Source organism: Streptococcus oralis subsp. oralis (assembly GCF_000960035.1).
GTDB lineage: Bacteria > Bacillota > Bacilli > Lactobacillales > Streptococcaceae > Streptococcus > Streptococcus oralis_G.
Genome location: NZ_JYGR01000005.1, coordinates 285,407 through 308,280, shown reverse-complemented (window position 1 = coordinate 308,280; position 22,874 = coordinate 285,407). Strand labels below are relative to the sequence as shown.

The window sequence follows — 22,874 nt, the reverse complement described above, 5'->3', positions numbered from 1 at the left end:
AGAACTTAGAAAGAATAATGAAAAATGAATACAGCTGATTTTGATTTCCACTTACCTGAGGAATTGATTGCCCAAACGCCCCTTGAAAAACGAGATGCCTCCAAACTCCTTATCGTTAATCGCGAGACGGGAGAAATGCAGGATAAACACTTCCACTCTATTATCGACATGCTGGAACCTGGAGATGCCCTTGTCATGAACGACACTCGCGTTCTCCCTGCCCGCCTCTATGGTCAAAAAGAGGAGACAGGAGGCCATGTGGAACTTCTCCTGCTCAAGAATACTGCAGGTGATGAGTGGGAAGTTCTGGCTAAACCTGCTAAACGCCTCAAGGTTGGCACTCGTGTCAAGTTTGGCGATGGTCGCCTCAGCGCCGTCGTTACGGAAGAATTGACCCACGGGGGCCGTATTGTCCGATTTGAATACCAAGGAATTTTCCTAGAAGTTTTGGAAAGTCTAGGTGAAATGCCACTACCGCCCTACATCCACGAAAAACTAGAGGACCGTGAACGCTATCAAACGGTCTACGCTAAAGAAAGTGGCTCTGCTGCTGCACCGACTGCTGGTCTCCACTTTACTAAAGAACTGCTAGCAGAAATCCAAGCCAAGGGTGTTCATCTGGTTTATCTCACTCTTCACGTCGGACTCGGAACCTTTAGACCTGTCTCTGTTGACAATCTGGACGAACATGAAATGCACTCAGAATTCTACCAACTTTCTGAGGAAGCAGCTGCCACCCTTCGCTCCGTCAAGGAAAATGGAGGTCGCGTCATTGCTGTTGGAACCACTTCTATCCGCACACTGGAAACCATCGGTTCCAAGTTTAATGGGCAAATCCAAGCAGATTCTGGTTGGACCAATATCTTTATCAAACCAGGCTACGACTGGAAGGTTGTGGATGCTTTTTCAACCAACTTCCACCTACCCAAGTCAACTCTGGTCATGTTGGTTTCTGCCTTTGCCGGTCGTGACTTAGTCCTAGATGCTTATCACCATGCCATCCAAGAACACTACCGCTTCTTTAGTTTTGGAGATGCCATGTTTATCTATTAAGAAAATCCCTATTAGGTTTCCTAATAGGGATTTTTCTAATCATTCCATACTAAACTTTGGATCTTTCAAACTCTGAACACTGGCATTGATAACTGCTCCGATAATCAAAATCTTTGCAATAAGAATAAACCAGAACATCATGACTACCACGATAATGGAACTGAAAAATCGGACATCAACCAGATGATTGACGTAACTATTTACGTAGACAGAAAAGATATTCAATAAAAAGATAAGAGTTAGCAAGACAAAGATACTTCCTGGTAAAACATAGCGGATTCGTGGTGCTTTTACTTTTGGGAGGAAGTAATAAATCATAACCAGAATGGCAAAGATCAAGGCATAAACCAGAGGGCCTGTAAAGTCTTGCAGGTAGGAAAATAGCGAACTGTCTGATTGCCAGTAAGTTTTGAGGATGTTGAGCAACATACGACCAAACATACTCAAAAATAAGGCCAAGGCAAAAAGAATCTGCAAGCCGAAACTAACAAGTAAACTCATCAACTGATGGGAGATAATTCCTCGACTCTTGGTCACTCCATAGGCTTTATTAAAGGCTTTTTGGAGGAAATCCATTGATTTCGAAAAGGTCCAGAGAGCAGATAAAACAGCAAAACTCAGCAAACCAGTCGAGGGTTGAGTCAGAACTTCTCGGACAATCTTGGCGACCACATCATACACTGTATCAGGCAAAAATTCCTTAATCGTCAGTAAGAAATTTGAGACCGGAATCTGAAAATAAGGCAAAATATTGACCATTATCATTAGCAAAGGAAAGATTGAAATCAACCAATAGTAGGCAACAGCGACACTGGTCAACTCGCTATCAGATGCTTGATAATAATGCAAAAAAGCTTTCAATAAGGGCCTGTCCATCAGCTCTTTCCACCACTTTTTCATGTTCCATCCTCCGTCATTTTCTTCATCATCTAAGTTCTTCTGATTAAATCTAGCATATCATAAGGCAAGGTATTTGCAGCCTCTTTCAGAGAATAATTTTCTAAATTATTCACATTTTGGCGTAGTTTTTTGGCATACTTGGCTGTTATCAGTTTAGCTTCTTCGTATTCAAAAATTGCCTTACGTTCGAGATAGTAGCCTCGTAGCATTTCATCGATATTGTTTGGCTTGATGCGATTGATAACCCGCTCAACAAAAGCACCACTTCCGATAATAGCTGTCTCGCGTAGACGAGACTCTTGCATAAAGCTAATCAGAGAACTCTTGTAAACCCCTTTTAGGTTTTCCAAACTCTCAATAATCAGCTCTGTATTTTCCAAATACAACTCTGAAATCTGATCATAGTCAACTGCTAGTAGTTTACGAGATTCTTCATTCATCCAACTACGGAAAGTTTTGCCAAAGGTAAACATTTCATGAAGTAGAAAGCGCAGTATCCGTAAAGAAACTAGGAAGTAATAAGTCACTCTAGAAGCGAAATTCCGATTGATACTCTGTTCTATGTTTTTTAGGTAACGTTGGTAAACTCGATAGCCACGCTCACTGATTCTATTTTCTTCATAGGCTTGCTCCAAACCGTCACTCTCAATACTCAAGATAAGAAGTTTGAGGGACTCCCAATCCTCTTGGACTCTCTTATTTTCCAGACTAAGGATGAGGTTTTCAATCCGACCATGGTAATTATCAATAGCTGCATAAAGAGGAAGTTTGTTCTTGTGATGGTCCAGCTCTTTTTCTAATTCTGCAGCTACATCATTCAGAATCGCTATATGCATCAAATGATCCTTGCTTTCCTCTTGTTCTTCAGATAAGTGAGGGAGAACCAATAAACCTGTTAGAAAGCTCAATAGTGTAACGCCTGCTACAAGAAAGAGTAACAAAGGATATTCCTGCTCCAAATGACTTGGTATAAGGAGAATAGTCGCGATAGATACTGTCCCTTTGACACCAGAGAAGGTCAAAAGAAGCATATCTTTCATGTACTTATGAATTTTTTTCTTAAGTCGACGCGTTCTCACAAAGTAAAAACCAGCAATCATGACAAAGCGGATCGCAAAAAGCAAGAAGGTCAGAACGACAACTGAAAGCAGTAAAAGAAGGGGATTGTAGAGAGAATTAGACAAAATTGGCTCTGCTATCAACTCTAATTCCATTCCCAGGATAACAAAGACTGATCCATTTAGCATAAAGGTCACGGTGTGCCAGACGGTCTCCGTCACAGTGTCTACCTGAGCCTCAAGGAGCGTAATTTTCTTAAAGCGACTGGCCTTCAAAATACCTGCAACCACTACTGCGATAATCCCTGAAACATGAAACTCTTCTGCGATGAAAAAGGTCATGAGCGGCAAACTTAGCTCTAGCAATAGTTCACTGGCTATATCTATCGCTCGCACACTCAGTAAAAAGGTATGCAAGAAACGATTGACCATAGCCGTCACAAAACCGACTACAAAACCACCAAGTATAGAAAGTGCTAGGGAAGTTCCAGCTTGGCTGAGAGAAAAGGTTCCTGTTGTCCAAGCAGCCAGAGCCATCTGAAAGGCAACCAAACCAGAAGCGTCATTTAAGAGTCCTTCCCCTTTTAGGATATTGGAAACCCGTTTGGGAAAACGAAAACGTTCAGAAAGAGACGCGAAGGCAACCAAATCTGTTGGCCCAAGTGCCGCTCCAACTGCTAAACAGGCCGCCAAAGGAAGAGTCATCCAAAGGAAGTGAGCCATGCCCCCCAAGCTTAAGGTCGAGATAAAAATCACAGGAAAGATCAGAAAGACGACAATCCGCCAATGCTTCAAAATGGACGTAATATCCGCTTCTTCTGCCTCCCGGAAAAGTAAGGGACCAATAACCATGGCTAGAAACAGCTCTGTATTGAGATGAAAGTCCGCATCGGGAACAAATAAACCAATCCCAATCCCCAAAAGGATTTGTACAAGAGGAAGGGGCACAAAAGGCAGAAGTTTATTGGTCGTAGTTGAAATGATTAAGACAAATAAAAATAGAATCAAGTAAATGAGTAATTCCACACAATTCCTCCTTAATCTTTTTTACAACAAGATTCAAAAATCTCCTTTTGCTCTTGAATTTTCTGATCAATCTTAGAACAGTCTTTGTGCTCAATTTTTTTCTGGCATCGTTCCATTTCAAGAGCCACTAATTTTTTCTTAATTTTAAGCATTTTCTTGCTCATATGTGCTTCGTCGAGCACCCCAACTGCTCGCTCGTGATGCGTTGACTCGACAAAATTTTGGCGCATTGCCTCAAGCTTCTCACGAAGGTATTGTTTATCCATGTCTATACCTTTCTAATTTTTCAATCATAACTAAAAACGGTGGATTATTAACTTGGTTGAGAGTCCGATAAATGGCAGCTGTATACTCTTGTTGGTTCAACTGGCTAACAAACTCCAATACAGCATCCCTCTCAGTATCTCCTCCCTCATGACCATAGTAGATCATGATAGCAATCCGTCCCCCTTTGACAAGCAAATGACACAGCTTTTCTAAGGCTTCGATAGTGGTCTGAGGTTGAGTGATGACGGATTTGTCAGCAGAAGGCAGATAACCCAGATTAAAAATCCCTGCCTTAGCTTCTGTCACAAATTGATCAAGTGTCTCATGACCCTGCAAGATTAACTGGGCATTTGTCATTCCAGCCCGCTCCAAACGCTCTTGGGTTTTCTCCAAAGCCTGCTCCTGGATATCAAAGGCATAGACTTGCTTGGCTAGCTTGGCTAAAAATAGCGTATCGTGGCCATTACCCATAGTCGCATCCACTACGATATCCTCTTTTGTCACAACTCCCGCCAAAAAATCATGTGCCATCTCAAGTGGTCTTTTCATTTTTAAACTCCTGTTTTACAGCCTTGCATCCTTGCACACTTCCACGACGGCGCATCTCAGTTTCAATAGCATTTAGCACTTCCCATTTATTGAGGCTCCACATAGGTCCAATCAGCATATCTCTAGGTGCATCTCCCGTAATCCGATGGATGACGATATGCTTGGGAATGATTTCCAGTTGGTCACAAATGACCTTGACATACTCATCCTGACTCATCAGTTGCAAGCGTCCTTCGTGGTAATCTCGCTGCATCCATGTATTGGTCATGAGGTGAAGCAAGTGCAGTTTAATTCCTTGAATATCATTGTCCGTGACACAGCGACGGACATTTTCAATCATCATCTCATGAGTCTCACCGGGCAAACCATTGATCAAATGGGAAACAATCTCAATCCTGGGATATTTTCTCAAGCGTTTGACCGTTTCCACATACAATTCGTAGGAATGGGCACGGTTAATCAGGTCAGAGGTTGCTTCAAAAGTAGTCTGCAAGCCCAATTCAACCGTCACGTGCATACGCTCCGACAACTCAGCCAAATATTCGATGGTTTCATCGGGTAAACAGTCTGGCCGTGTTCCGATATTGATTCCTACTACACCTGGTTCGTTGATAGCCTGCTCATATCGCTCCCGAATCACTTCCACCTTTTCATGGGTGTTGGTAAAGTTTTGGAAATAAACCAGATACTTTTTAACATCTGGCCATTTGCGATGCATAAAGTCAATTTCCTTATAAAATTGCTCACGGATAGGGGCATCCGGTGCCACGATGGCATCTCCAGAACCTGAAACCGTACAAAAAGTACAACCACCATGAGCTACAGTTCCATCCCGATTGGGACAGTCAAATCCCGCATCAATAGGAACTTTGAAAGTCTTTTCTCCAAAAAGTTTTCGATAATAATCATTCAAAGTATTATAAGATTTCATAACTTTCATTATAACAAAAAACACCCACAATCTCAAAAGCCTGACTTTCCTACAAATTCCCTTGTTTCTCATTTCCTTTAGCGTTTTTTTATGATACAATATGGGTATGATTTTAATGAAAATAGCATCTATTTTATTATTGATATTAACCTTGATGGTTTGCTTTATTGTCACCAAGCTTTTCGGACTTAGGAAAATAGGATTTAATTTCGCGGATCTAGCTTTTCCACTTTTGGTATTTGAGTACTATCTGATTACTGCTAAAGCCTTTACCCACAACTTTCTACCGCGACTTGGTGTTGCCCTTTCTCTCCTAGCAATCCTCCTTGTAGTCTTTTTCCTTGTCAAAAAACGAAGTTTTTATTACCCTAAATTCATCAAATTCTTCTGGAGAGCCGGTTTTCTCCTTACCTTAATCATCTACATAGCTATGATTGTCGAATTGATGATGCTCCCATAAAAAACATTCCCTCAGATAGCTGTCTAAGGGAATATTTTTATCTTCATACTTACTTTCTAAGCTCTACCAAGATACTTTTTCTTATTTCCTAAATGTCAAGGCGTAGAATTTACCATCCCAAAGAAGTTTCATTTCCTTTTCCTTAACTTCGCTTGGAACAGCATTCTCAATTTCACTCAAATCAACAGTAGCATCTTTAAAATAATCCTTACTAAAATGATTTTTCTTATATTGCTGATCCACATAGTCAGCCGTCTCATCTGCGATTAAAAGCTTGGTTCCTGGCTTCGCTACTCGTAGCATTTCCTGCATAGCCTTGGCCTTATCATTGAAAAAATTGATTCCGCCAATATGATAGACAATGTCAAAACTATTATCCGCAAAGGGTAGATCCTCCGCGCAAGCATGGAAAAGTTGCAGATTGGTCTTTTTAGCGCAAGATTTCTGGCATTTTTTTAGCATACTGATAGAAATATCTACCCCTATAAAGTCTAAACTTTTCAGGTCAATTGTCTCAGGAATATAACGGAGGTCTTGACCAGTCCCGATAGAGACATAAAGAACAGATAAATTATCTTTCCATTCTATTTCCTCCATCAGATCCCTTCTCAACTTATCAATTGCCTTGCCATGGAGAAGTGGTCCTATCCATTTCTCACTCATATCGTACCAGCGAGCCATACGGTTATACATGGTCATGTATTTAGCATTATCTCCAGATAGATAATCTGGATTAAGGGACAGATAGATATCGCCATCTTTTTGAAAATTTTCTACCTCCAAACCTGACTTCAATTTATCTTGTAATCTTGTTTCAATCATATGTAACATCTCCTTTTTTATTTGTCACCTATTATAGAGGAATTCATCGCGAAAACAATAGCTTTTCAGTAAGTGGCAACTATCCACTTGTATCCGGTAGTAGAACCAGGATCAGTTACAAAAAAACAAGTGCCAATTTCCATTGACACTTGTTTCCACTTTTAAACTGTCTTGCAAAATTCCGTGAAAGATACCGTTTAAAAAACTTAATCTTCTTTTTTGCGTCTTGCCAAGAATCCTGTTCCCAATCCGAGAAGGGCGATTCCCGCTACTAGAACCGCTTGGTTAGACTCGCTTCCTGTATTAGGCAATTCCCCACTTTTTTTAGGCTTACCTGGTTCATTTGGTTTGCCAGGTGTTGGTTTTTCAGGAGTGTGCGTATTTGTAATGTTGTAACCTTCTACTGAAGCTGTATAACCATCTGGAACATTCACTTCTTCAACAGTGTAGGCAATCTCCTTACCTTCTTGATAACGATCAAGACCTGTAAACTCATAAGTCCAGCCACTTGTTTCTGACACTGTAGCTGTCTGACCAGTTTCCTTACCATCTGCAAGAAGTTTTACGGTGATAGATGCTGGACGGATGCCATCTTTGTTATCTTCATCTTTCCAGATCTTCTTACCTTTTACAGATGTTTTCTCTGGTGTGTGGGTGTTGGTCACATTCATACCAGTTTCAGTAGCTGTGTAACCTGTAGAAACACCAACTTCTTTGACTGTGTACTCGATTGCTTTACCATTTTGGTAACGATCCAGTTCAGTGAATTCATACTTCCAACCTGTTTCAGCTGTTGCGATTGCTGTCTTGCCAGTTTCTTTACCATTGGCAAGAAGAGCGACAGTGACAGATGCTGGACGCATACGATCTTGGTCGTTATTATCAATCCAGGTCTTTTGTCCACTTACAGCAATTTTTTCTGGTGTATATTCATTGGTAATGGTGTACTTACCTTCTTTTTCTGTGGTGATTGTTGAAGTATATCCTTTCACAACCACTTCTTTGACAGTATACTTGATTAGTTTACCATTTTCATACTTAGGAAGTGCTTTTGATTCGAACTTCCAACCAGTTGCTTCTGATACTTCAATTTCTTGAACGACTTCTTTATCGTTTTTAAGAATTTGAACTTTCACAGATGTTGTACGTTTGCCGTCTTGGTTGTTGTTATCTTTCCACACCTTAGTTCCTGAAAGGATAACTGTATCTGGATTGTGAGTGTTAGTCACTACTTGACCAGTTACAGAGGCTTCATAGCCAGCTGGCACATCCACTTCCTTGATTGAGTAAGTGATTTCTTTACCAGCTTCGTATTGTGGCAGATTAGTGAATGATGCTACCCAAGTGTTAGCGTCTGTCTTATCCTTAGCTGTCAAGGTCAATTTCTTACCTTCAACGGCTACTGGATCAGCATCTCCTACTTTTTTGTATAGTTGAACCGTTACGGACTCAGGACGTTTGCCGTCTTGGTTGTTCGCATCGTTCCATACTTTTGTTACCTTGTAGTCGATTGCTTTAGGAGCATATTTGTTTGTGATGGTAAAGTCTGTAATAGTCGCTTCGTATTCTGCTACGGCTTCTTCTGTTACAGTGTATTTGATTTCTTTACCAGCTTTATATTTTGCTAATTTTTCGAATGTAGCAGTCCATGTTCCGTCTGCAGCAACCTGAATTTCTTTCGAATCAACTTTCTGACCGTCTGCTAAAAGATTGATTGTAATCTTAGTTGGACGTTTGCCGTCTTGATTGTTCGCGTCATCCCAGTTCTTAGTTGCTTTTACATCAACTGTTTCTGGTGAATAGCTATTTGTGATGGTGAATCCTGATGCAGCATCACCAGTAATTTCAGAAGTATAACCAGCAACAGTTACTTCTACTACCGTGTACTGGATAGGTGTGCCGCCTTTATCAGCATCAAGATCTTTGAAGCTTCCAGCCCAACCGTTTGCGGCATTGAGCTCAAGTGTCTTACCAGTATCTTGACCATCCGCAAGCAATTTAACTGTGACAGAAGTTGGACGTTTACCGTCTTGGTTGTTCTCGTCCTTCCATACTTTCTTCACAGGAATTTCCGTTTTTGCTGGAGTGTAAGTATTCTCGAAAGCTTTTTCATCATCGTAAGAAACAGTTGCTTCAAGTGCACCTTTACCCTTGTCCGCTATAGTAACTGTAACCGTAACAGTTTTAGTGTCGTACTTGATGCTTGTATCACTGCCAGCTTTTTCAGCAATTTTAAAGGTATAAGTCCCTGCTTTGTCGAATTCCAATTCTGAGAAAGCAATGTTTCCGTCTTTGTCATTCTTCACAGTTTCTTTCACCTTACCATCTTGGTCTGTTAAAGTGAATTCAAACTCTTCAGCCTTCAACTCACGACCTGTAAGTTTTTTATTAGCTTTAATCTTGGCTTTAGCTTTGCTACGTTTATTTGTAACTGTTTTGATAGCTCCGTCTTGTCCAACAGTCATCTCAAATGGAGTAGGATTCAACTCATATCCCTCAGGAGCCTCAATCTCGGTTACCGTAAAGTTCCCTTTCTTGATATCACTTTCTGAGTAAATAGATGATTCAGCAATTCCGTCATCATTTGTCGTTACAATTTCCTCTTTAGCCGTAGCTCCTGCTGGAGGAGTAATCTTGAATTTTGCTCCTTTTAGACGGTCATGAGTCAGCTCGTCGACCTTGTAAAGAATGATACGGTAAGCTGTCTCTAATTGTATAGTTCCTCCTGAGGCCACAACAGAATTACCAATCTGCTGAAGTACCGTCTTATTACTATAATCTTGATACTCCAGTTTTTTATCATTGGCTTTTACTTCGACATTATTCAGTACTTTTGTACCATCTCCTGGAGCGCTCGTTTTATAACCAATTCGAAAAGCTGCTGGTTTTCCATTTTTAGCTACGATAGAAGAAGCATTGTTAATGGTAATGGTAAATTCTGTATAAGAATCATTCCACTTAATTTCGTAATCTTTACCAGCTTCTAAAACTACCTCGTCTTTCATGTAGTATACTTTGTTATACCAACCTGCTATAACACTGAGAGATTCTGGAATCATTTGCATTGGTGACGAATTTGGATCAACCCAATCATGAATCTCAATTTTATCATATGAAGCTTGCTTTGGATTGACCCTAACATACCACGTATGAAGATATTGACCACTCTTATTTAAAGCTTTTGAGGTCCAGGCTTCCTTACTAATTAATCCATGATATTTACTAAAGTTGGCTTTTCCAATCCCTTCAGAATAATCAACCTCACCTCTTCGACCAACCCTGATTTGATAAGTAATTTCATTTATTGTTTCTGTCTTTTCAAAGCGTAGTGTTTGCTCACTTAGTTCATTCTTAGAACTAAATCCAAGATAGAAGCTTCCTCTAACATTCTGAACGTAGATTCCCTTCTTCTTCTCTAGGTAAGTTTTTAAATTTTTTAGGGTAATTGTAGCCTTTCCACCATTATTATCACCATTTGACACAATTTTTGCTTCTCCGATAACAAGGTCTGTTTCCTTGTCCTTTAGATCAAAAGTTTCTTCTTTAACTGACAAAGGACCTGGAACAGTGAATGTAAAGGTATCACCATCCTCCAACTTACCATCGTAAGCACTTAAATCATAATCTACGATAAACTTGTAGTTCGGGTAATCATTATGCTCAGGAGACAGAGTATAAACACCATTCGCATCCGGTTTTATAAATCTACCATTATCAACCTCCCAAATACCAATATTACTGATGACATTCTTCAGTTCCTTTGCTTCAACTGAATTTGGAGCAAATATTATGCCCAATAAACAAGCTAGAGATGTTAGAATGTATAACCAAAATTTCTTGTTCTTCATAATCTTCCTTTCTAAATTACCGAAAACATTAAAACGACCAACTCTGATAATAGATTCCCAATACTCATCTCCTTTCAGACTTATTGAAATACATGAGAGTTATTAATCAAACTACATCATATTAACATATTTCATAACTATATGTGAGTACAATACTTATCGTATTTGTTCTGTACTTAATATAGAAATCTCCTTTAATTTCATTATAAAACAAAATTAACTTTTTTTGTAATATTATGAGGTTATTGCCTTTTGAAAATATTGACACAGTGTTAATATTTTATATCGAATTTCACTTTTTCCAAAAAATATTGCTTTTAAAAGCTATCTAGCTGAATATTTTCAAATTAAATCTTTAAAAAATTTTTTATAATTAAATCTGAAATATAAAAAATTTTATATTTAAACATTTTTATTTTACTAATTTAATAGAGTCTTCTATTAGATTCAATATAGTTTAATTGATATTTAATATTAAATTAGAACTAATTGACTAGTTCATAGCAATTTAATAGCAAAATGATTAGAATAAATATCAATCCAAATATTTAATTGCAAAAAAAAATCGAAAGTTTTTGTAATGACCCCCAAAAGCTAGACAATTAATTATTAAAAGGATTTAGTTCTGTATTGTACAGGGCTAAGTCCTTTTAGTTTGACTTTAATTCTTTTATTGTTGTAGTAATTGATATAGTCTACAATGGCTTGTTCCAATTGCTTAAGCGACTGAAACGACTTCTCATAGCCGTAAAACATTTCGGATTTCAAAATGCCAAAGAAGGATTCCATCATCCCATTGTCTGGGCTGTTTCCCTTGCGCGACATAGATGCTTGAATTCCCTTACTCTTTAGAAACCGATGATAAGAATCATGTTGGTATTGCCATCCTTAATCGCTATGGAGAATCGTATTCTCATAGTTTTTCTCTGTGAATGCCTGTTCCAACATGGTTTTCCCTTGTTGTAAGTTGGGCGAAGTAGAAAGATAATAAGCAATGATTTTGCTATTGAAACCATCTAAAACTGATGATAAGTAAAGCTTTTGAGTACTTGCTGGAATGGCAAACTCTGTCACATCTGTGTAGCACTTTTCCATTGGTTTGGTTGCTTCAAACTGGCGTTGAATGAGATTCTCTGCCTTCTTGCCAATCTCTCCTTGGTAGGAAGAATACTTCCGTTTCCGACGAATTCGAGCCGCTAAACCAAGGACTTTCATCAGACGTTGGACCTTTTTATGATTGATCGAATAACCACGATTTCTTAGTTCATAGATTTGAACTTTATCTTCATAACTTAATTTCATAATAAAACACCCCAAAAGTTAGATTTTTTCTGTCTAACTTTTGGGGTGTAATTCAATAAATCTAAGTTTCTATTTTAGAAACGAATCGCTTCACGTGTTTTCTCATATGAAGTTACAAAACGGTTTGTAACCCCTGGTTCTGCAACTTCCAAGGCTTGTGAAATTTTTTCAAACGATGCTTGGTAGTCAAACTCTTTTTCAAAAATTTCAAGCGCTTCGTTAAAAGCATCTTGAATACGCTCATCAAATGAACGGTAACGGTTTGAGTATTGCAAGAGTTGCTCAGTCAAGGTTGCATATTGAACGATATCATAGGTTTCTGTTTCAAGTGCTTCCATATCATTTGTTGCAACTTCAAGAATTCGTTTTACCGATTCAATATTCACTTGTGGTTGTTCTAACTCTGCCATCAAATCTTCTGTGTTGTGACTTGCTGTAAAGAATAGTTTCAAGAAACTTTGAGGAATCCCCGGCAAGTTTCTCTTCTCCATGTAACGTTTGATAGTATGCAAACGGTTCACGTAAACATTTGCTTTTTGGCGAGCATTAAGGTCGTCTTTCTCAATTTGGGAAAGTTGTTCGCTCACAAAAATTTGCTCATCTTCAATATCTTTGAGTTTACTCTGAAGCATTTCCAACTGTTCTTCAAGAATCGAGTAGGCTTGTGTTGGCTCTCCTCGGTCCTGTGTAACTTCCGTAATAGCTGTATCAAGTGCAACTAATTCTGCTTGAAGACGACGAACATGATTTCCATCACTTTCAGGAAGAAGGTAGGTTTTAGTCAAGCGTTCAAGATCTTGAACAAGCACCTGATTATTTTCTTTCAAGTGATTGAGATAAGTTGGTAATGTTGAAAGAAGACTTTCAACCACTTTTTGAGCTGCAATTTCACAAGTGAAGATATTGTAAAGCGAATTGATTTCTTCTTGGATGCGATTATTTTCATACTCTGCATTGTCCAATTCCAACTGACGAATATTTTCTTGATTATTTTTCAGAGATTCATGCAAAAGTTGGAAACGAGACTCGATATCTGTTTCTGTAAAGTGGTAGTTGGCATCCAACAGCTTGCGATAGCCTTCTTCCAAATCTGCCAATTGGTCTGGCAATTCCTTCGTCAAGGTTTCAACAAGAGCTGGAATTCGCTCAACGATGTGTGTCAAAGCGAGAATATGATTTTCAGTTGAATCAAGAATTGCTGCCGCTTCAACTGGGTCACCTGATGAATTTAGGGTAACAAATTGAGAGAATTCTGATTGGATGTTTTCCAATTGTTTCTCAATCTCAGGAAGGGCCTTGCCATATTTCTCTGAATCTTCTGCAACAGTATGTTGAAGGGATTCAAACAAGTCCAAGGCATGTAGGACGCGACCACTATTCTTAGATTCTTGTTTTTCGAGTTCAGAAAGGGCATTGCGAATAGCAGCAATATCTTCTTCAATCAAGCCGATTTGGCTTTCAATTTGATCAATCTTGTGAGCAGCTTTGAAAAAACGGAAAGAATTATTGTAGCTTTCAGCTTCAAAGAGGTGATTTTCAATATCAGCAAATGAGTTCAGAGATAAATCAACCCATTTTTGGTTCCATTCACGGAAGGTCACCTGACTTTGACCAATCAAGTGCATATTTTTAACGGCTTCAACCTCATCATTTACAGGAAGGTTGTAGAGTTCTTCTTTTCTTTCTTCAAGGGCCGTTAATCTGCTTACATTACGCTTACGTAAAAAGATAACTACTACATAAGCTAGGATCAAAATGACTGCAATCGCAACCATTAGATAAATTAGTTGTCCATTAGACATATCAAACTCCTTTTATACTAGAAACAATCGTAATGATTATATCATATTTTTTAAACCAAGGGAACTATTTCCCACATTTTTTAGACGTCAAGTGTACTGTAAACAGCGTTTTCTTCGATAAATTCGCGACGAGGTTCTACTCGATCCCCCATCAACATATCAAAGATTTTATCTGCTTCGGCAGCATCATCTACCGAAACCCGCGCCATCAAGCGATGTTCAGGATCCATGGTTGTTTCCCACAATTGGTGGTCATCCATTTCTCCCAAACCTTTATAACGTTGGATGGTTGGTTTTGAACGCCCTTCACTATGACGTGCTAAGGCTTCTTGGAGTTTAATTTCTTGATCTGCACCAGGTTGAATGTATTCTTTGATCTCACTTCCAACTTTAACCCCATAAATCGGTGGTTGGGCAATGTAGACATAACCAGCCTCTAAGATTGGTTTCATATAGCGATAAATCAAGGTTAGCAAGAGAGTTCGAATGTGGGCTCCATCAACATCGGCATCGGTCATCAAAACGAGTTTTTGGTAACGAGCCTTAGTGACATCAAATTCTGCACCAAATCCTGTTCCCATGGCTGTGAAAAGGCTTCGAATTTCTTCGTTGGCAAGGATTTTATCCATGCTAGCTTTTTCAACGTTCAAGATCTTACCACGAATTGGAAGGATAGCCTGGAACTCACGGTTACGACCAGATTTGGCTGATCCACCAGCTGAGTCTCCTTCGACGATGAAGAGTTCGGTTTCAGCTGGGTTGTTCGAAGAACAGTCTGCTAGTTTTCCAGGAAGATTGGAAATTTCCAAACCAGATTTCTTGCGTGTGACTTCACGCGCACGCTTGGCAGCTACACGAGCCTTGGCAGCCAAGATCCCTTTTTCCACGATACGCTTAGCAATCTGAGGATTTTCCATGAGAAAATCAGAGAAGGCATCGCTGAAGAGTCGATTGGTAATCTTGACTACTTCGCTATTTCCCAATTTAGTCTTGGTTTGGCCTTCAAACTGCGGATTAGGGTGCTTGACAGAGATAACAGCTGTCAATCCTTCACGAACATCTTCCCCTGTTAGGTTATCTTCATTATCTTTTAGTAGCTTATTCTTGCGAGCATAATCATTGATAACACGTGTCAGAGCTGTACGGAAACCTTGCTCATGCGTACCACCTTCATGGGTGTGAATGTTATTGGCGAAACTCATGACGTTTTCGTGGTAACCGGTTGTGTACTGCATGGCTACTTCAACTGTGATATCATCCATCTCACCGTCTGTGTAGATTGGTGTATCAAAGATAACATCCTTGTTCTCGTTGATATATTCAACGTAACTAGCAATCCCACCTTCATAGTGGTAATGTTTAGTCTGTTCGAGACCTTCACGCTTATCTGTGATGGAGATTCGAAGGCCTCGGTTCAAAAAGGCTAGTTCTTGAATACGTTTGTTTAATTTTTCAAAGTCAAAAGTTGTTGTTTCTGTAAAAATCTCTGGGTCTGGTGTAAAGTGAACTGTTGTTCCTGTTTTATCTGTATCTCCAACGACCTCAAGATCAGCAACAACATGACCACGACGGTATTCTTGGTAATGAATTTTGCCGTTTTTGTGAACATGGACATCTAGTTGGGTTGAAAGAGCGTTTACTACTGATGAACCTACTCCGTGAAGTCCACCTGATACCTTATATCCGCCACCACCGAATTTTCCTCCAGCATGAAGGACTGTAAAGACGGTCTCAACAGCGGGACGTCCTGTCTTTTCCTGAATATCAACAGGAATTCCACGCCCATCATCCACAACGGTGATGGAATTATCAGGCTCTATAAAGACTTGGATGTGACTGGCAAATCCAGCTAAGGCTTCGTCAATTGAGTTATCAACGATCTCCCACACTAGATGGTGAAGACCTTCTTTTGAAGTCGATCCAATATACATACCTGGACGCATACGAACAGCTTCAAGTCCCTCTAAAACTTGAATTTGACTGGCATCATAATCCTGTGCCTGTTGATTTTTGATTTCTTCTGTCATTTTTTCCCTTTTCTTACATGTCTATTGCTTGTCTCAATGTCGCAACGTTATTAAAAAGATAGGCATCTAAGCCAGCAGCTTTACCTGCTTCTACATCAATATTTCTGTCACCAATGACCAAACCGGATGTAATATGATATTTATCACGTAAATAAATCATGGACTCAGGATCTGGTTTTCGTTTAAAGCCAGAACTGGCAGTCACCACCTCGGTGAAGTAGTTTGCTATCTGGGTCTTAGCAAGAAGTTCTAGCACTTGGTCATTTCGATGAGAAACCAAGAAATGGCGACCACCCTTGTCCGAAATGTCTTTGAGTAATTCTGGAATTCCCTCAAACAAAACTGGATGTTCTAACTCACGCGCTTCATTTTCTTTGTAGTTCTCTAAAAAATCCTCGATATCTGGTGCAAACTTCTCGATGGCAAAAGCTGTCGAAACCTTCAAGGCTTCGTAGACACGGTCGTGTTCTTGCTCTATTCCATATTGGGCTAAGGTTTCTACAAAGGCTGCTGTAGAAGTCTCATAATTATCCAATAGGGTACCACCTAAATCCCATATATAGTCGTGATATTTCATACCCTTCATTATACCATTTTTTTATGAAAAAAGCGATGATTTCCTCGTTTTTTCCAAGTAAAAAACGAGAGCCAAACTCTCGTTTTACTGTTGATTTCCAAAGACATCTCGATAGAGCATGCCGTCTCGTAAACTTTCAGCATCTCCTCCTAATTGCTCTACGAGCTTATAGGCAAAGGCAAGTGCGGTTGACGGTCCTCGGCTTGTTGTTAGATTGCCATCTACAACCACTGTTTGCTTTTGATAAATTCCGTCAGTAATTTGCTCCTGAACTCCGTCATAACAGGTAAAGTGTTTGTCTTTTAAAACACCTGCTTGATGGAGGGCGATTGGGGCTGCGCAGATAGCCGAAATCTTCTTTCCTTCTTGGTTAAAGGCTTGAATCTCAGAAATGAGGGCTTGATTATCCCGTAGATTTGCTGATCCAGGCATGCCACCTGGAAGAACGAGCAAGTCATAGTCGGATAAATCACCATCAAAGACACGATCGGCTGTTACTTGAATGTCATGTGATCCCGTCACCTGCTCCTCAAATCCTACCATATCACAGGAAATGTTTGCTCGACGCAAGACATCGACTACTGTCAAGGCTTCGATTTCTTCAAAGCCATTTGCTAAGATAACTGCTACTTTTGCCATAGCGACCTCCTTATTTGATTTGTTTTAAGATAACTTTTTTTCGTTTGAACGGAACTTTCCCACTCTTTTCTTCTGCTAGGTTGGTCTGGTAACTCATAGACAAGAGAAGACCGACACCGATGAGGTTACTAATAATAGCGGAGCCCCCTTGAGAAATGAAAGGCAGAGGAATCCCAGTCAGAGGAAGCAAACCTGTCACGGCACCGATATTTTCAAAGATATGGAAGAGCAACATCATGATAAAACCAGTCGAAATATAGGTGTAGAACTGGTTGTTTGACTTAAGTGTAATCTTCAACATCCGATAAATAAGAAGCAAGTACAGAGCAACCACAAAGACTGAACCAATGAAGCCAAAGTCTTCAGCAATTACGGTGAAAATCATATCACTTTCACGTACTGGAATGAGGAGATTGGACACATTGAAACCTTGTCCAAACAAGCCACCACTTCCAATCGCAATTTGTCCCTGCGCCTGTTGGTAAGTCGTTGTTTGCGCAAAGTCAAAGGGATTGAGCCAAGCCAAAATGCGGTTGATCTGGTAAGTTGGCATCCCAATCTGATGCAAGAAGGCACGTCCATCCTTGCTTATAAAGATGGCCATGAAGCCTACAACTGCAGTCACCCCTGTCGCAAAAACAGGAATGATAATCTTCCACGAAACACCTGAAAGGAGAACCATACCGGAAAAAATAGCTACAAAGACCAAGGCAGTCCCCAAGTCACTTTGTAGGGCTAAGAGGATCAAGACTGGTATGGTAAAGGCAATCATCCAACCAATCAATAGGAAATCCAAGGGAATAGTCCGTCGCCATTCCTTGTGTTTTTGAGTGAATCTTACAATGGCACGAGCCAACATCAAGATATAGGAAATCTTCATGAACTCCGATGGCTGGAAAAGTGTCGTTCCACCGATTGATACCCAGTTCTTGGCACCTGTTGACGCTACAAGATTTGGGTTGTAGAAAACAAGAGGTAGGACCATCAAAGCTAGCCCTAGCCCATAAAGATAGGGAGTCACCTTCCATAAAAACTCGGTATTAAAGAACATGACCACAAAACCAATGACAAGGCCCAAGGAAATCCAAGCGATTTGCTGACCTAGAATTGGCAATACATTATTTGGATAGTCATGACTAACTGCTATATAAATGGCCACTACTCCAATCACCAGTAAACAAAACACTGGTAGGAGGAGGCTATAATCGACTCGAGAGTCGAAGGAACGTTTCATATTTTTTACCTTTTCTCTTTCTGGAATTTTTCTTTCATTCTATTGCGACGAGATTGGAGAAAATCTGCTACTGCAGACTCTAGCTGTTCTCTAGCAAGAACCCTAACCGTTCTTTCTTTTGACATGGTTTGGGCAATTTGTTTGCCATAGCGCTTGCTGACGACACGACTGTCTAAGATTATAGCAACCGAACCTTGGTCAGGCCGTCTAACAGTACGACCTAATGCTTGTTTTAGCCGAATGATCGCCATCGGCAACTGATAATCATAGAAAGGATTTTTCCTCTCTTGACGCAGTTCTTGGTTTAATTTTTTGGTTAAAGGTTCTTGTGGATTTTGAAAAGGCAATCTCGGAATCACTTGGAGTACAAATGGATGGGTTGAAAAATCAACCCCTTCCCAGAAACTACCTGTTCCGAGCAAAATCTGGCGTTCACCTTTTTCAAAACGTTTTTTCAGTTGGCTTGGCTCCCCATTTTTATACTGAGCCAGATGCGGTTGGTCAAGCAAGTCCGAAACTGCCAGCAACATCTCTTTTGAGGTAAACAAAACCAATAAGGGTTCTTGAAAAGCTTGTAAACTTCGAATGACAGAAGCCACTTCACTAGCATAGTCAAAAGGCGAAACTTCTGTCACAAGAGGAAAGTCATTGACTAGAAAGACTTCTTGTTGCTCCTGTTTTGCTACATCAAGCTTAACAAGCGGAGCATCTGGGAATCCCAGTAAATCTGCTAAGGAAACCCGATTGCTGATTTCAAGAGTAGCCGATACTCCTAGGAGCCTACAATCTTCTGGCAATAAGTCTGCTAGTATAAAGCGACCGTTTTTGCTTGAACAAATCAGGACATCCTTACTCGATTTCTCTGCTGGAGCAAGCCAAAATTCACGGTCCGACGTAAAATAATTTGCAATCTCTCTATACTCTGGGAGAGCTAACTCTGAAAAATGTTGGCGCAAGTGTTCGAGAGAATCCAACCACTTTCCATTCTTCAGACCTGACTGATACTGCTCCATCAAGTAACGACATTCAAAACCTATACTCTCAAGCAAGCGTTTCTGAACCAAATCTTCCTCTGTCTCCAAGGACTTTTCAATTTGAGTTACAAGTTCCTCAAGGCGGTAAGCCTGCTGGGCTAGATTTTCAAGGGCTAATAGCATTTTTTGAGCTTCATCCAAGATTAGCAAACGGTTGTCAACAAACTCGGGATTGTCTTCCAAACGAGTGACCAGATAAGCATGATTGGTCAGAAGAACATGACTGATCTTGGCCTTTTCCTTCCCTCGTTTCCAAAAATCCTCTGTAGCAAATAAACTTTTCCTTGAAAGCTTGCCATCGTGGACTAGTTCATGCAGAAAGTGTTGATAGCGATAAAGTTGCCCGATTTCGTCCAAGTCACCAGTCTCTGTCTCCGTTAGCCAGATGAGCAGTTGCATTTTAAAACGTGTAAAAAGGCGATTGGACTCAGGTCGATGGAGAATTTGATGAAAGGCATCCAGTTTTAAATAATTTTGAGGACCCTTGAGACTATGAATCTCTAGATGAAAAACCTCTTTTAAACGCTGACCTTCTTCTTGCATGATTTGATTTTGAAGAATTTTGGTCGGAACACTCACTAGAATCCCTGCTTGACTCTCCAAGTTCAAAGCTGGAAGGAGATAACCGTAAGTCTTGCCCAGTCCCGTTTGAGCTTGGATAAAGGAAGTCTGGTGCTCTTCCAATAATTGCTCAACCTTCTCCGCAAAATCCAGCTGTTGCGGACGCTCCTCCAGTCCCAATAAAGAAATATTTTTAGCAAAATCTTTGGATAACTTTCGTGGGACTAAGGCTTTGCTTTCCTTTCTCAGGAAAAGCCCATGAAGTTCCATCAAGTCTGGCGAAGACAAGAAAGATTGCTGCTGGTAAACCTCCTCAATCACCAGATAACTTTCATAGAGAAGGTTGTCTGCAAGGTCTAACAAGCTTTCTAAGAGCCCTTTAGGTAACTCGAAGAGTTTTTGACGCATGTAAAGCAAGAGTTCAGCTGTTGCCTGAGCATCTGACAGGGCAGTATGGGCATGTTCCAGCTCAATGCCCAGCTCTTGACAAAGGATACCTAAGTTATACTTTTCAAACTGAGGATACAGAACCTGGGCAAGCTCAACTGTATCCACCCGCGGTGTACGCAATTCATATCCTTCAAAAAAGAGAAATTCCGCAAGAAGGTTGGCATCAAACTGTACATTGTGCGCAACAAAAATACCGTCCTTAACCAATTCAAAAATTTTTCCGGCCACCTGAGAAAACTCTGGTGCCGCAGCCAAACGCTGATCGGTCAGACCTGTTAATTCTTTGATATGAGAATCCAAGGGTTCATGGGGATTGACATCAGTCGCATACTGATCGATGATTTCACCATTCTCAATCACCACAATGCCTACTTGAATAATTTTTGCCTTGCTTCCGGTGCTGGTCGCCTCTAAATCAACGACCACATACCGATCATTTCTCGCATTCATCATTAAAAATTATATCAAAAAAAGCATGATTTGACACCTCTCAACTTTGATAACAATCTCGCTTTAATTGCGAGTTTGAGTAAAAATCAAGACCTTAAAAAAGAGAATTTCACGCAAGTTCAGCAGTTGACCGCTGGTTCTGAGGTATTTGAAAACTTTATCAACAAAGCTACATCAACATAAAAAGACAACCAAGATATTAGCTGCCTTTTTGAGATATTTTTTTCATTGCTCTCGGAAGTAGCTTGCTAATTTCTGTTGGCAAGACAAGATAGTTTTCTTGAGCTAGTTCTTGCGCGATAGCTGAATGAAGGTGAGTCGCTACCACCACTCTCTCATAGAGACTGACTTGATGAAACTGCCCTGTAAATCCTGCAATCATCCCAGCAAGAGTATCTCCCATCCCACCAGTTGCTTGATATGGGCCTCCAACCTGTAACCGATAATATTCAGGCTGACCAGCTTGCCAGATACGAGTTGCTGGACATTTCTCGACAAGAATCGTTCCTTGAGGAAAATCAGAAAGAGCTCTGGCAGTCGTCTCTGTATTTTGATGGTCAAGAACTATACCAGACAGTCTTTCCCATTCCTTTTGGTGGGGGGTTAGGATGAGCTGACTAGATGGGAATGGCAAATGGCCTTTTGCTAAGATGCCCAAAGCACCACCATCTACAATCAAAATCTGGTCATTTCTGAGCTTATCAAAAACCCGTTTTACGAGTTTTTCTCCAAATGCATCCTCTCGTAAACCCGGACCTAGCAAGACAACTTCTGCCTTTTCCAACTGCTCTTTTAACAATTGCTGGTCTTGAAGAGAAAATGCCATGGCCTCAGGTAAATGACTGTGCAGAGCCAGAATATTCTCCTTATCTGTGCCAACAGTCACCAAACCTGCCCCACTTTTAACAGCTGCAATAGCTGACATGATGATAGCTCCCCCATAAGGATAGGTCCCTCCCAGCAAGAGCAGACGCCCGTAATCTCCCTTATGGCTGTGACGACAACGTTCAATAATGACTTTTTCTAATAAAGCTTGATCAATCAATTTCATCGTTTTTTCCCTCTCACTCCATTATACTACAAAAGGAGGGGCAAACCTCCTTCTACACTATTTTCCCTTAAATTCCGCAAAGGTCTGTAAGATTTTAGCAGCCACTGCTGGAGAAGGAGCTCCTTTTATCTCTAACGTGTCATCTGCATATGGAGTAAGACCAGCAAAATCTCCAATCTGGACAGAATAGAGCGACGTTTTAAACAGTTCAATATCGTTTTGGTCATTTCCAAAAGCAATGAAGTTCTCCCCACATAACTTTTCAACAGTTGTCGCCTTATGGGTATCCAAGGGGTTGACATAGAGGCACTTTTCATGCGCATGATAGGAGAGATGAGCCTGTCCTAGTCTTTCTAGCTGACCAAGCAGATCATCAAGCAAATTCTCATGGTCACCCATATAAACGACTACCTTAATCGGAGTCCCTAAGTCCTCAAGTTTCTGATGACGAGCCACCTTTAGGGGATCCACACTGGAAATAAATGGAATCTTCTCTACAATCTGACCACTATAGTCAAAGCGATCATCTACAAAGAAAGGGAGATTATAAGTCTGGCAATAATCCACTAGCGCCTGATAAACTCTAGCATCTAGATTCCTTTCGAAAACAGCCTTCCCTAGATGATAGGCTACGCCACCATTCAACCCTATGACCAAGCGCTGACTGAGTTCAGGGCCTAATAAACCCAAGCAATCCCGATAAGAGCGAGCTGAGGCAAACACAAGCTCATGCCCATAATCTTCAGCCTTTAAAAGAACCTGCTGAATCTCCTCATCTATAGTCATGTAGTCAAAAGATAGCGTTCCATCCAGGTCAAATACAAATTTCATCT

17 protein-coding genes and 1 pseudogene are annotated in these 22,874 nt (G+C 40.4%); 2 read left to right on the top strand and 16 right to left on the bottom strand.

The features are described 5' to 3' along the window. The first annotated feature begins 24 nt into the window (after positions 1–24). Positions 25–1,053 (top strand): tRNA preQ1(34) S-adenosylmethionine ribosyltransferase-isomerase QueA, encoded by a 1,029-nt coding sequence (queA, locus tag TZ92_RS04645; RefSeq protein WP_033629470.1) that lies wholly within the window; start codon positions 25–27, stop codon positions 1,051–1,053. A gap of 39 nt (positions 1,054–1,092) precedes the next feature. Here the strand turns inward: queA and TZ92_RS04640 are convergent, their stop codons facing one another. Genes TZ92_RS04640 through mnmL form a run of 5 tightly spaced genes read right to left on the bottom strand, consistent with a single transcriptional unit; the run spans position 1,093 to position 5,793 of the window. Next, the gene (locus tag TZ92_RS04640) at positions 1,093–1,953 is read right to left on the bottom strand and encodes a YihY/virulence factor BrkB family protein (RefSeq protein ID WP_033629469.1); all 861 of its coding nucleotides are present in this window, start codon (positions 1,951–1,953) and stop codon (positions 1,093–1,095) included. 29 nt (positions 1,954–1,982) lie between these two features. Next, complete coding sequence (locus TZ92_RS04635; RefSeq protein ID WP_033629468.1) at positions 1,983–4,037, bottom strand: cation:proton antiporter; 2,055 nt, start codon at positions 4,035–4,037, stop codon at positions 1,983–1,985. 11 nt (positions 4,038–4,048) lie between these two features. Next, positions 4,049–4,303 (bottom strand): hypothetical protein, encoded by a 255-nt coding sequence (locus TZ92_RS04630; RefSeq protein WP_000361094.1) that lies wholly within the window; start codon positions 4,301–4,303, stop codon positions 4,049–4,051. Then, the gene (gene mnmM / locus TZ92_RS04625; protein WP_033629467.1) at positions 4,296–4,853 is read right to left on the bottom strand and encodes a tRNA 5-(aminomethyl)-2-thiouridylate-methyltransferase MnmM; all 558 of its coding nucleotides are present in this window, start codon (positions 4,851–4,853) and stop codon (positions 4,296–4,298) included. The genes TZ92_RS04630 and mnmM overlap by 8 nt, the downstream gene beginning before the upstream one ends. Beyond that, positions 4,837–5,793 (bottom strand): tRNA modification radical SAM protein MnmL/YtqA, encoded by a 957-nt coding sequence (mnmL, locus tag TZ92_RS04620; protein WP_033629466.1) that lies wholly within the window; start codon positions 5,791–5,793, stop codon positions 4,837–4,839. The genes mnmM and mnmL overlap by 17 nt, the downstream gene beginning before the upstream one ends. A gap of 91 nt (positions 5,794–5,884) precedes the next feature. Between mnmL and TZ92_RS04615 the strand changes: the two genes are divergently transcribed. Beyond that, positions 5,885–6,244: a DUF3397 domain-containing protein gene (locus TZ92_RS04615; protein WP_033629465.1), complete on the top strand. Its 360-nt coding sequence runs from the start codon at positions 5,885–5,887 to the stop codon at positions 6,242–6,244. Between the two features lie 81 nt (positions 6,245–6,325). Here the strand turns inward: TZ92_RS04615 and TZ92_RS04610 are convergent, their stop codons facing one another. From TZ92_RS04610 to TZ92_RS04555, 11 genes and pseudogenes are all read right to left on the bottom strand, one after another. After that, complete coding sequence (locus tag TZ92_RS04610; protein WP_033629464.1) at positions 6,326–7,066, bottom strand: class I SAM-dependent methyltransferase; 741 nt, start codon at positions 7,064–7,066, stop codon at positions 6,326–6,328. Positions 7,067–7,272: 206 nt separating this feature from the next. Next, positions 7,273–10,914, bottom strand: coding sequence for a Cna B-type domain-containing protein (locus TZ92_RS04605; protein ID WP_033629463.1), 3,642 nt, complete (start codon positions 10,912–10,914; stop codon positions 7,273–7,275). 609 nt (positions 10,915–11,523) lie between these two features. Continuing rightward, positions 11,524–12,180: pseudogene (locus TZ92_RS09590) on the bottom strand (IS3 family transposase); the annotation flags it as partial. A gap of 110 nt (positions 12,181–12,290) precedes the next feature. Next, entirely contained in the window at positions 12,291–14,018 is a 1,728-nt protein-coding gene (gene ezrA / locus TZ92_RS04590) for a septation ring formation regulator EzrA (protein WP_033629461.1), read from the bottom strand. An 80-nt stretch (positions 14,019–14,098) separates the two neighbouring features. After that, entirely contained in the window at positions 14,099–16,045 is a 1,947-nt protein-coding gene (gene gyrB / locus TZ92_RS04585) for a DNA topoisomerase (ATP-hydrolyzing) subunit B (protein WP_000134074.1), read from the bottom strand. Positions 16,046–16,058: 13 nt separating this feature from the next. Then, positions 16,059–16,622 (bottom strand): HAD-IA family hydrolase, encoded by a 564-nt coding sequence (locus tag TZ92_RS04580; protein ID WP_008278047.1) that lies wholly within the window; start codon positions 16,620–16,622, stop codon positions 16,059–16,061. Positions 16,623–16,706: 84 nt separating this feature from the next. Next, positions 16,707–17,261 carry a DJ-1 family glyoxalase III gene (locus tag TZ92_RS04575; protein WP_033629460.1) on the bottom strand — a complete coding sequence of 185 codons (555 nt, stop codon included), beginning with the start codon at positions 17,259–17,261 and terminating at the stop codon, positions 16,707–16,709. A 10-nt stretch (positions 17,262–17,271) separates the two neighbouring features. Next, a complete protein-coding gene (locus TZ92_RS04570) occupies positions 17,272–18,495 on the bottom strand; it encodes an FtsW/RodA/SpoVE family cell cycle protein (protein ID WP_033629458.1) in 1,224 nt (407 codons plus the stop codon). A 5-nt stretch (positions 18,496–18,500) separates the two neighbouring features. Then, positions 18,501–20,990, bottom strand: a complete 2,490-nt coding sequence (locus TZ92_RS04565) for a bifunctional DnaQ family exonuclease/ATP-dependent helicase (RefSeq protein WP_033630162.1) — start codon at positions 20,988–20,990, stop codon at positions 18,501–18,503. Between the two features lie 199 nt (positions 20,991–21,189). After that, positions 21,190–22,041 (bottom strand): NAD(P)H-hydrate dehydratase, encoded by an 852-nt coding sequence (locus TZ92_RS04560; protein ID WP_033629457.1) that lies wholly within the window; start codon positions 22,039–22,041, stop codon positions 21,190–21,192. Between the two features lie 57 nt (positions 22,042–22,098). After that, complete coding sequence (locus tag TZ92_RS04555; RefSeq protein ID WP_033629456.1) at positions 22,099–22,872, bottom strand: HAD hydrolase family protein; 774 nt, start codon at positions 22,870–22,872, stop codon at positions 22,099–22,101. Positions 22,873–22,874 lie beyond the last annotated feature (2 nt).

Excerpts from the sequence above, each read along its gene's own strand:
- queA (WP_033629470.1), top strand. The coding sequence starts at position 25 with ATGAATACAGCTGATTTTGATTTCCACTTACCTGAGGAATTGATTGCC.
- TZ92_RS04640 (WP_033629469.1), bottom strand. The coding sequence starts at position 1,953 with ATGAAAAAGTGGTGGAAAGAGCTGATGGACAGGCCCTTATTGAAAGCT.
- TZ92_RS04630 (WP_000361094.1), bottom strand. The coding sequence starts at position 4,303 with ATGGATAAACAATACCTTCGTGAGAAGCTTGAGGCAATGCGCCAAAAT.
- mnmM (WP_033629467.1), bottom strand. The coding sequence starts at position 4,853 with ATGAAAAGACCACTTGAGATGGCACATGATTTTTTGGCGGGAGTTGTG.
- mnmL (WP_033629466.1), bottom strand. The coding sequence starts at position 5,793 with ATGAAAGTTATGAAATCTTATAATACTTTGAATGATTATTATCGAAAA.
- TZ92_RS04615 (WP_033629465.1), top strand. The coding sequence starts at position 5,885 with ATGGGTATGATTTTAATGAAAATAGCATCTATTTTATTATTGATATTA.
- TZ92_RS04610 (WP_033629464.1), bottom strand. The coding sequence starts at position 7,066 with ATGATTGAAACAAGATTACAAGATAAATTGAAGTCAGGTTTGGAGGTA.
- TZ92_RS04605 (WP_033629463.1), bottom strand. The coding sequence starts at position 10,914 with ATGAAGAACAAGAAATTTTGGTTATACATTCTAACATCTCTAGCTTGT.
- ezrA (WP_033629461.1), bottom strand. The coding sequence starts at position 14,018 with ATGTCTAATGGACAACTAATTTATCTAATGGTTGCGATTGCAGTCATT.
- gyrB (WP_000134074.1), bottom strand. The coding sequence starts at position 16,045 with ATGACAGAAGAAATCAAAAATCAACAGGCACAGGATTATGATGCCAGT.
- TZ92_RS04580 (WP_008278047.1), bottom strand. The coding sequence starts at position 16,622 with ATGAAATATCACGACTATATATGGGATTTAGGTGGTACCCTATTGGAT.
- TZ92_RS04575 (WP_033629460.1), bottom strand. The coding sequence starts at position 17,261 with ATGGCAAAAGTAGCAGTTATCTTAGCAAATGGCTTTGAAGAAATCGAA.
- TZ92_RS04570 (WP_033629458.1), bottom strand. The coding sequence starts at position 18,495 with ATGAAACGTTCCTTCGACTCTCGAGTCGATTATAGCCTCCTCCTACCA.
- TZ92_RS04565 (WP_033630162.1), bottom strand. The coding sequence starts at position 20,990 with ATGAATGCGAGAAATGATCGGTATGTGGTCGTTGATTTAGAGGCGACC.
- TZ92_RS04560 (WP_033629457.1), bottom strand. The coding sequence starts at position 22,041 with ATGAAATTGATTGATCAAGCTTTATTAGAAAAAGTCATTATTGAACGT.
- TZ92_RS04555 (WP_033629456.1), bottom strand. The coding sequence starts at position 22,872 with ATGAAATTTGTATTTGACCTGGATGGAACGCTATCTTTTGACTACATG.